We start from the raw sequence: 10,344 nt of genomic DNA on the forward strand, positions 1-10,344 counted from the left end.
TGGAGGCCAGAGTCAGAGCTTCGCCCCTCCTGGCTTGCCTCTTCTGCAATGCTCTACTAAATCGCAAATAAACCTGTGGATATTTGGTTTCTGACCGGATCGTGTCGTATCTTCGAAGTCAAGCAGGAGTAACTTCAAGCAACTTGACTCGGGGGGACTCATGAAGCGGCTGCTTTTGGGTGTGACTTTTCTTGTCGCGGGTGTCTTTGGCGCGGATATACCTTTTATCTCTGCCATCTCATATATTAGCAACAATGCAGGAATAGAAGCCTTTGCGCAGAATGCGCAAGGCGCTTCGCCTGAGGCAGCAGTGCCTGCCAGGCGTCTCGGCAATGGTGGGGCAGCATTTGGTGGCAGCGGTTCGCCGCCCGCACAGCCGGCGCCGGCGGCCGGCGCGACAGACGGCACGGCAGCCGGAACATCAGGCAGCAGTCCGGACGCGGCGGCCGAGGTTGGCGCCAAGCCGGTAGACTCCAAGGCAAACAATGCCAAGGCCGCGGACACGAAAACAGGCGGCAAGGCGGCAAAAACGAGCGACACCGAGGCTGCACCCGAGGAGCCCGCAGCGGCGATGGCGGCAGCGGCTGCCGACGCCGACAGCAGCGACGACCCCCAGGCGGTCAGCACACCGAAGGCGGATCTACCCAAAGCAGGCGGCAACGGCAATCTGGCTTATGCCATCGGCATTGATGTATCGGACTTCCACGGCATTGAGCCGAGGATCGCGCTGACCTATGATTCCTCGCGCAAAACCAAGATCGGCGGCCTCTATCAGGGCTGGCTGGGTTATGGCTGGGGTCTCGACGGTTTCGACGTCATCGAGCGGGCGACGCCGGGCTATGGCATGCCGGCATACGACGCGAATGACATTTTTCTGCTTGACGGCGAGGCAATGGTGGCCTGCACGGCCGGCATGGTGTCGCCATCCTGCTCGACTGGCGGCACGCATGCGACCGAGAATGAGAGCTATCGCCGCATTGCGCTGAACAGCACCACCAATGAATGGAAAGTGACCGATCGCGACGGCACTGTCTCTACCTTCCGATCGGTGGCGGCGGTCGCGAACCTCACGCCGACCGCCGGCACGCCGGCTTATGACCTGGCCCAAAACTATCGTTGGCTCTTGACCTCGGTTACCGACATCAACGGCAACAGCGTTGCCTACAGCTATGCTTGCGTCAGCCCCGTCTGTTATCCCATTACGATCACCTACAATGGAACGATGATCGGGTTTCATTACGAGACGCGGCCCGATACGATCCTGATGGGCAATGGGCGCGACATCTCCGAGACGACCCTACGCGTCAAATCGATCAGTGTCTGGACCAGCAACGTGCTGCGCGGCGCTTACAGCCTGACCTACGACCAGGCGCCGCTCTCCAACAATTCGCGGCTAACCGCCGTCACCCGCTTCGGTACCGACGCGACCATCGCTGCCGACGGCACGATCTCCGGTAGCACCTCGAAGTCGCTCGGCCAGATGGTGTATCAGGATGCATCGCTCTCTTACGTTGAACGCAATTCTGCAAATACCTCAGACCTCCTCGGCATCGCGTCAGATCAGAACAATGACGGAAAAGACGAGCTGTATACAAGATCTAGGCCAAGCAGTGAAAACCAGAAGATCATTTCCGTAACAGACACCACAATCGCCTCAGGTTCATCATCAAAATACATAAATGGGTATGTTGGAAGATTCGGGTCAACGCCTGATAGAACTTTTGCTGTTGGCGGACGCTCAGAAACTGTACCAGAACAACGAGGTCACTGGGTAACCTACACGTTATGCGACCCAGTGCCGCCGATTTGTACTTCAAGCGGCAATCCACCTGTTACACATTGTTACCCGCAACCCGATCGATGCTATAGTCGACAGAGATATGAATTAGAATGGGTTGATGTTACTCACTATTACCCATACGGACGCTATTCCGAAATTCCCACTTCACTAATTCAAACACCAAGGGACTGCACTGCATCGCAAGCTGCGTGCGCAAAATTTTCGGGTGACCCGGAAGAACCTACTGTCGTAGATACGAACGGTGACGGTCTCGACGAAGTTTATGAGATGTCCGGCAAGCGGCTGATAGGGGTCGCCGATCTTGCGGGAAATGGCCAGCAGCAGCCCATCTATTCCGCAAACTCGCAGAACATCGTCGCCGGCTATCGACACAACAATGCGTGGCAATTCACCTCCCTCTTTTCGGCGCTCGATTGCCCGAAGCGCGTAAATGCAGGTGAGCCAGGATGCTACTTCACCGATCTGAACGGCGACGGCGCGACGGATCTGGTCAGAACGACCTTGGCAAGTTCGATCGCAACTACAACAGTCTATCTCTCGACGGGACAACAACTGAAACAGGTCCTAAGCACGCAGCTGGCCTACACCGGCACCTATCGTCTGGAGTTCGCGGATATCGACGGAGATGGGCGTGGCGAATTTGCAGTCGGCCTTCCTAGCGTCAAGCTTTACGCGCTGGGTACAAGTACGCTCGGGTTGGTGGGTTCCCTGGATTTGGGAAGTGTCAACACCAAAGACCTGGCAAAGCGTGGTCTCGGCGGTGTTGGCGACGTAAATGGCGACGGGCTGACTGATTGGATCAAAGCGAGCCGAAATATTCTTCTGTCCAACGCGGGCGCCGGCAATCCGAACCTGCTTCGGCAAATCATCACCGAACTCGGCGGCACAGTTGCCATTGAATATGCACCATCGAGCGGATGGGCGAACACCTACCTACCACAGGTGACGCATGCAGTGACAAAGCTATCGATCAGCGATGGCCGCGGCCAGACGGCGATGAGTGGCTACGCCTATGCTGGTGGCAAATATGATCCGGTGGCGCACAAGTTTCTGGGCTTTGCCTCGACCGTCGAGACCAGACCGCTTGCCAATGGCGAGACGGCGCCATCGAAGATCGAGACCACTTACAGGCAGGACTTGGCGAGCTATGGCATGCCGTCGCTGACGGTGTGGAGGGATGGCGCTGGCACAGTGCATAAGCAGGTGGCCGAGACCTATGCCGTCAATACAACGGCAAAACCTTACACGGTGCAAAACACGCAGACCGACACGATACTGATCGAGAACGTTGCGCTCAGCCTCAAGGTGCAACGCTACTTCGATGCCTACAACAACATCTTCGTCCAGGACGATTATGGGCGCATCGATGTCAGCGGCGACGAGACCCGAACGGGGCGATGGTTCGCGCCCAATACCAACGCCTATATCGTATCGTTACCGCGCCTTGAGACGGTGCAGGCGGGTTTTGACGAGACATTCCCGCTCATCGGCTACAAGGCGCTGTTTTACGACAATCAGCATGCCGACAACGCGACGCCGCCGACCAAGGGCAATCTGACCTGGTCCGTCGACTTTGCCGATATCAATTCGACCCCGCAGAGATTTTCCTATCAGATCTTTGCCTATGACAGTTTTGGCAACAAGATCTCCGCCACCAATGCGCTCGGCCACAGGACCGAATGGGATTATGACGCGACCTATCACCTCTATCCCGTAACCGAGCGGGCGCCTCGTTATTTCGCCACCGGCGGACAGACGGCCGACACGCGCTTTGTCTCGACCGCTACCTACAATTCAGTCTGCGGTCTACTGGCCACAAAGACCGATCCCAACGGGCTGGCGAAGACCTTCACCTACGATGCGTTCTGTCGGCTCGACCAACTCTCGCAGAGCGTCACCGGCGCCTATGCCAAGACCCGCTTCGAGAATGAAGGCAATCCGGCAACACAGGCTTTAGTCAAGTACACGCCACTCCCTAATGGCGCCGGTGAGGATCTTACCCGCTCGTACTATGACGGGCTGGGCCGGGTCTATCGTGTCGAAACCCCCGGAGAGACGGCGGCCGGCGCCAGGCGCGTCGCCGAGACCGACTACGATCTTCGCGGCAATGTGTTGCGCACAGCTTTTCCGCGTTTTGTCGGCGAGGCCGCACAATGGACCACCAATTCCTATGACTGGACCGACCGCCTGATATCGACTGTCAATGCCGATGCCAGTCTGACCACCTATTTCTATGTCCTTGTCGACAGCACGACAGGATTTGCCAACCCGCCCCTAGCCGCTGTGTTCAAGACCGAGCAGGTGAGCAACACCGTGGCGAGACAGACCGTAACATGGTCCTCCACCCGTGGCGATGTCGTGCTCATCCTGCGCGACTATGGCGGCCTGAATCTCTTCGAGACGCGCATCTACGATGTGCTCAGCCGACTGATCGGTGTCAAGGATCCAGGCGGCTCAAGCTGGACCTACACCTACGACCTAGCCGGCAACCGGCTGACGGCGTCGGATCCCGATCTCGGCACATGGTCCTACACCTACGATGCCGCCAACCGGCTGGTCAGCCAGACCGATGCCAGGGGTACGGTCACGGCGCTCAGCTATGACCAGATGGACCGGCTGACGCTGAAGACGGCAACAGCGCCCGGCGGCAGTGCGGTGACGCAGACGCAGACGCAGACGCAGACGCAGAACACCTACGACCAGGCAGCCGCCGGCTACTACAACATCGGCCAGCTGACCACCGCGACCAATCCAGCAGCCACGCAGAGCTACAAGTACGACGGCTTCGGCAAGGTCGCGCGTCAGGATGTCACCATCGGCACGCTGACGCATGTGACGACCAGCGTTCGCGATGCCTCCGGGCAAACACTGGCGACGCAATATCTGCCGGTGCAGCTCGACTTCGGCACGTCTGCCGCGCCGCTGCAATACAGCGCCGGCAACAGGCTGGTCTCGGCACCTGGCTTCATCACCTCGACGCTCTATGAGGCCGATGGGCAAACCAAGGAGATCACCTATGCCAATGGCGTGAAGACCTCCTTCAGCTATTCGCCGACTAGGCGCTGGCTGACAAGGATAACCACCGCCAAGGACGCCACCGTTCTAATGGATCGCCAGTACATGCGCGACAATCTTGGCCGCATCACCAACATCGTCGGTATCGACCCTGCGGGCCCGGGCAGCTGGACTTATGGCTATGACAATGCCGACCGCCTGACCTCATCCGACAATCTCGGCGACAACACGCTTGACGAGACCTTCGTCTATTCCGCCAACGATAACATGGTCTCGCGCACCCGCGTGGCTGGCACCTATGTCTATCCCGCGGCGAGCTCCGCTCGTCCGCATGCACCGATCACGGTCGGCGCCAATGCCATGGCCTATGACGCCAATGGCAATCTCACCTCCGACGGCAGCCGCACGCTGACCTGGGATGAAGCAAACCGGCTGAAGACGGTCACGCGAGCCTCCAACACCGTCAACCTAACCTATGGCCCTGATGGCGCGCGGGTGAAGAAGGCTTCGTCCTTTGCCACCACGCTCTATCCCGACGCCTCAGTCGAGATCAATCCAGCCTCACCGGGAGCCGAAATCTACACCCGCTATCCCCATCCAGATATCAAGGTGGTGAACGCGACCAAATACTTCCTGCACCGCGAGCACCTTGCCTCGGTGCGCAATGTCACCGACGTGTCGGGTACTATCGTCGAGGCCACGAACTACGCCACCTATGGCGAGCAGCTGAACACAGGCTTCCAGACGCAGAAGAGCTACATCGGCGAGCGCTTGGATCCCGAGACCGGGCTGATGTATCTCAACGCGCGGTATATGGATCCAGTGCTGGGCAGGTTCATCTCACCGGATGACTGGGATCCGACAAAGGAAGGTGTAGGCACCAATCGGTATGCCTATGCGCAGAATGATCCGGTCAACAAGAGCGACCAGAATGGGCATGCAGGTGTTGCAGAAAGTCACTTACCTGTCCAACTCCCCCCAGGGAGCTCGTCGGCTATAATTACAGGGCCAGCTAAAGCCCTTGCCAATATCTTTCTCTTCTTATCGCAAGGAAGAGGCTGGTCTCCCCCTGAACAAGCGGCAAAAATGAAACGCCCTGAGTACTACTATGCAAGCAGCGCCGCCGAAAAATCGATGATGTTTCAGACTTATGAGCTCTTTACCGGGCTAGTGACATCAAAAATACCAATTAAAGGCCTAAAGATAGGCAGTTCTGCATCCGCAGACAGTGAGGCGCTTTCGCCATTTACGCAAAGGTATCTAACGGAATCAGGAGGACGATGGGGCAGCACGACTACCCGGCAGCAGAATTATGCGATATCTCAAGAAATGGGTACGCGTAGTTATAGCTTCCCAGCGAGGCCAGGCGGCGGCATTGGCTCCGAGGAATACATTCCAGGCTCTGGACCTGGCTCAAGCGGAGGAACTTATGTTGACATCACCGCTACGGCACCGAATGGTCGAACCGTGCGAGTTCAGACGGTTACGACCCTTCCTGATGGTGTAACACCAACACCAAGTGAAGCGGCGGCGGCAGCTCGCATTAGAGCTGCTTTCCCAAATGACAAGCTCCTGATCGTGCCGAAACGCTAGCTATGAAGCAAATTCTCTTCTTCGCCACTCCCTCCGATATCGCGCCGGTTCTCCGTCGATTCGAATCGAACACGCCACTAAAGTTCGTCGAGATGGGAACAGCCTCAACCCCGAATAGGCCAATCTATCTGGAATCTTCCGAAATCCCGAATCCTGGAATTGCAACCCATGAGACAGGCAGTATGTCGCAGGGCTACCTGGTGTCACATAGGGACACCATGAATCATATGCGAGCTTCCGTCTCGAAGAAGGGAGAGAAGTTTTGGAATTTATTTAATAGTGACAATGAGGACGCAACCACTTTAATTTTAGCAGGTATCTGGAAGACAGGAACTTTACTGCCAGGCAGCATGTCGACACTTCATCAAACACCTACCGCACAGAAACTGATGAAATGGTTTAACTCCGCGTTGAAGCAGGAAGGCTTTACGAAGGTCCGAGAGTGGTGGGTTGGCACGGAGGCGCTGCAAATGCTGAAGTCGGGCAAGAGATTGACTACAACTGCGGAACAGTCACCTCCTCAATTCGATTTGAAATTTTAGAAGCAAATGGACAGAGGATGCAATAGACAGGCCCGTCTGTTTTCGGCAGATCTATTGCACTATTGTTACCTAAGAGCGCCGTTTATATAGAAAGTGGTAGATTGCAGTGCTCTGTCTGGGACTCCCAAGGCGGATCAAATCCGCGCAAACTTTGCTTGCTCGAGTCAATACACCCGACAACCCCCACCCCCTACCAACCCTGTGGATAGACTCCAAATCCCGCCATCAATCCAAGCGCTCAACCTCAGGACGTCCTAGTCTAAGGCCCTTGGGGAATCGGGTGTATGTCAATCGGGTCAAGCAATCGCGTCGTATTGTGCCTGTTGCTTGCACTTGCCGGCTGCAATTCCACGCCGGGCAAGGACTTTTTCACCGAGACCATCGACAGCCTGCATGCCAAGAACTCGCCCTTGCGGGCGGGATACACCGGACCATCCACCGTCACCTCGGCCGCAGCCGCCGGGCAGCGCTTCAACGGCGCGCAGTATCAGGGGTCCGGCCAGTTCGTCTCGTCCAGCGCCCCCGTCACCCAGGTAACGACGGACGGCTCGGGCCAGTTCGAGCTCAATCTGGTCAGCGCGCCGATCACCGAGGCGGCCAAGGCGGTGCTTGGTGACGCGCTGCACCTCAACTACATCGTCGACCCGCGCGTACAGGGCACGGTGACGCTGCAGACCTCGCAGCCGGTGTCGAAGGATGCACTGGTCGACATACTGGAATCAGCACTTGCGGTGAATGGCGCGGGCATCACCAAGCGCGCCGGCACCTACCAGATCGTGCCGCTGTCCGAGATCATGTCCAACACACCGCCGGTCAGCGTTCCCTCGGTGTCGCCGTCGGGCCCCGGCGTCAAGGTACAGGTGCTGCAGCTGCAATATATCGCGGCCGACGAGATGAAGACCATTCTCGAGCCGATCACCCGCCAAGGCTCGGTGCTGCGGGTCGATTCCACCCGCAACCTGATCACCGTCGCCGGCAATGACAGCGACCTCAATGCCATCAGGGAGGCGGTGTCCGTGTTCGACGTCGACTGGATGCGCGGCATGTCGGTGGCGCTGCATCCGCTGAAGACCTCGAAGCCGGAAGCCGTTGCCGCGGAACTCGATTCCATCTTCGGCACCAAGGACGGGCCGGGCGCCAAGCTCATCCAGTTCATCCCCAACGACAGGCTGAATTCGGTGCTCGTGATCACCTCGCGTCCGGCCTATCTCGCGCGGGCCGCAAGCTGGATCAACAAGCTCGACCGGCTGGCCGAGTCCAACGAGGACCAGCTCTTCGTCTACCAGATCCAGAACCGCCCGGCCAAGGAACTGGCCGCGGTGCTGAGCTCCGTTCTCGGCACCTCGGTCAAGACCGAGGGCGGCACGGACGGCTCGAACGTGTCGCCCGACCAGACGCCGATCGCCATGCAGTCGGACGGCATTACCCCGGTGCCGTTGACCGGACCGTCGCCTTCGATGCCGCAGCAGGACGGACAGCCGCCCGCCCGCGCCACCGTCGTCGCCGACATCGAAAACAACGCGCTGCTGATCCAGACCACGGCGCGCGACTATGAGCGCATCGAGCAGATCCTGACCAAGGTCGACATCTTGCCGACGCAGGTCATGCTCGAAGCCGTCATTGCCGAAGTCACGCTCAACGACGAGCTGAAATACGGCCTGCGCTGGTTCTTCGAGAATGGCGGCACGAAGGTATCGGTGACCGACGTGGCCAAGGCGGCTGCCGCCGCCACTTTGCCGGGTTTCAACTGGAGTTATGCCACCGACAACATACAGGTGACGCTGAATGCGCTGTCCTCGATCACCGATGTCAACGTCATTTCGGCGCCGACCATCATGGCGCTGAACAACCAGAAGGCGATCTTGCAGGTCGGCGACCAGGTGCCGATCCTGACCCAGCAATCGCAGGATACCGGCAGCGGCACGGCGCCGATCATCAACTCGGTGCAGATGAAGGACACCGGCGTCATCCTGACGGTGACGCCGCGCATCAACAATGCGGGCCGGGTGATGCTCGACATTCAGCAGGAGGTCAGCAACGTTGCCGAGACGAAGAGCTCCGGCATCGATTCACCGACCATACAGCAGCGCAAGATCCAGACCCGCGTGCTGGTCAATGACGGCGAAAGCCTGGCGCTGGGCGGCCTCATCCAGCAGAACAACAGTGTCGGCCGCACGCAGGTGCCAATTCTCGGCGACATCCCCATTATCGGCAACGCGTTCAAACAGAAAAACGACAAGATTGTGCGTACCGAGCTGATCATCTTCATCCGGCCGCATGTCGTGCGCGACATCAACGAGGCCCGCGAAGTGACCGACGAATTCCGCGGCAAGATTAGCCTGCAGACGCCGATCCAGAAACGCCGCGGCGGCACCAAGCTGCAGCAGGATTTGAAGAGGCTGGCCTATTGATCGCGGCTGCGCACCCATCGCTCCTGCTGGCTGCCACGTTCGCCCTGGCGGCAATTCTCGCCGCCATTTCGATCGCCGATTTCCGCCGCCAGATCATCCCGGACGGGTTGAACCTGGCGCTGGCGGCAACCGGCCTTGGCTATCAGGTGGCGGCGGACGGCCTGCCGCTGCATCTCCTGTTTGCGGCTGCCACATTCGCCGCCGCCTGGCTGCTGCGGCGCGGGCACTTCCTGATGACCGGCCGGATCGGGCTTGGCCTCGGCGACGTCAAGATGCTGGCCGCCGCCGCATGCTGGATCGACCCGTTGCTTCTGCCGGTGTTGCTGTTCATCGCCAGCGCCACCGCGCTGCTGTTCGTTGGTGGCCAGGTGGTAGCGAGCGGTCCGGCAGCCGCGCGGGCCCGCATTGCCTTCGGCCCGTTTATCACCATCGGTCTCGGTTCCTGCTGGGTGCTGGAACAATTCGCCGGTTTGAACATGGGACTGCTCTGATGATCATGCTGCGCTTTAAGCAAGCTTCCGAAAAATCCGGCCGCGACACCAGCGAAAGCGGGTTCACGCTGGTCGAGCTTCTGGTCGTTCTCGCCATCATTGCCTTGATCGCGACGCTCGCCGCGCCTCAGGTGTTGCGCTATCTCGGCTCGGCGCGGACCAACGCCGCCAAGGCGCAGATCCGCAACATCGAAAGCGCGCTCGAACTCTATTATGTCGACAACGCGAAATACCCGACCGACGAAGAAGGGCTCGCCGCCCTGGTCACACAGCCGGCCAGCGAAGCGCGCTGGAATGGCCCCTATCTCAAGGGCGGCCTGAAGGATCCCTGGGGCAAGCCCTATTCCTACGAGGTGAAGGCCGATGCGAGCGGCGTCGTCATCCGCACGCTTGGCAAGGACGGCAAGCCCGACGGCACCGGCGAGGACCAGGACATCACCAACTGATGCCCGCCAACTGAAGCGAGGCGGGACGCGTTATGGGTCAGGCTC

The 10,344-nt window shown here is 59.0% G+C and carries 5 protein-coding genes; all 5 read left to right on the plus strand.

Going from position 1 to position 10,344, the window contains the following annotated elements; translation table 11 throughout:
- The first annotated feature begins 160 nt into the window (after window positions 1–160).
- On the plus strand, window positions 161–6,409 hold the full coding sequence (locus tag ACYG9V_RS25375; protein WP_460222030.1) for an RHS repeat-associated core domain-containing protein: 6,249 nt from the start codon (window positions 161–163) through the stop codon (window positions 6,407–6,409).
- Window positions 6,410–6,411: 2 nt separating this feature from the next.
- On the plus strand, window positions 6,412–6,951 hold the full coding sequence (locus ACYG9V_RS25380) for a hypothetical protein (protein WP_352763160.1): 540 nt from the start codon (window positions 6,412–6,414) through the stop codon (window positions 6,949–6,951).
- 284 nt (window positions 6,952–7,235) lie between these two features.
- Window positions 7,236–9,362 carry a type II secretion system secretin GspD gene (gene gspD, locus ACYG9V_RS25385; RefSeq protein WP_352763163.1) on the plus strand — a complete coding sequence of 709 codons (2,127 nt, stop codon included), beginning with the start codon at window positions 7,236–7,238 and terminating at the stop codon, window positions 9,360–9,362.
- Window positions 9,359–9,853 (plus strand): A24 family peptidase, encoded by a 495-nt coding sequence (locus ACYG9V_RS25390; protein ID WP_352497924.1) that lies wholly within the window; start codon window positions 9,359–9,361, stop codon window positions 9,851–9,853. The genes gspD and ACYG9V_RS25390 overlap by 4 nt, the downstream gene beginning before the upstream one ends.
- The gene (gspG, locus tag ACYG9V_RS25395) at window positions 9,853–10,299 is read left to right on the plus strand and encodes a type II secretion system major pseudopilin GspG (RefSeq protein WP_023696276.1); all 447 of its coding nucleotides are present in this window, start codon (window positions 9,853–9,855) and stop codon (window positions 10,297–10,299) included. Before ACYG9V_RS25390 ends, gspG begins: the two co-directional genes overlap by 1 nt.
- Window positions 10,300–10,344: the final 45 nt, after the last annotated feature.

The organism is Mesorhizobium sp. W016 (assembly GCF_054719485.1).

Coding starts and splice junctions, on each gene's coding strand:
- ACYG9V_RS25380 (WP_352763160.1), top strand. CDS start 6,412: ATGAAGCAAATTCTCTTCTTCGCCACTCCCTCCGATATCGCGCCGGTT.
- gspD (WP_352763163.1), top strand. CDS start 7,236: ATGTCAATCGGGTCAAGCAATCGCGTCGTATTGTGCCTGTTGCTTGCA.
- gspG (WP_023696276.1), top strand. CDS start 9,853: ATGATCATGCTGCGCTTTAAGCAAGCTTCCGAAAAATCCGGCCGCGAC.
- ACYG9V_RS25375 (WP_460222030.1), top strand. CDS start 161: ATGAAGCGGCTGCTTTTGGGTGTGACTTTTCTTGTCGCGGGTGTCTTT.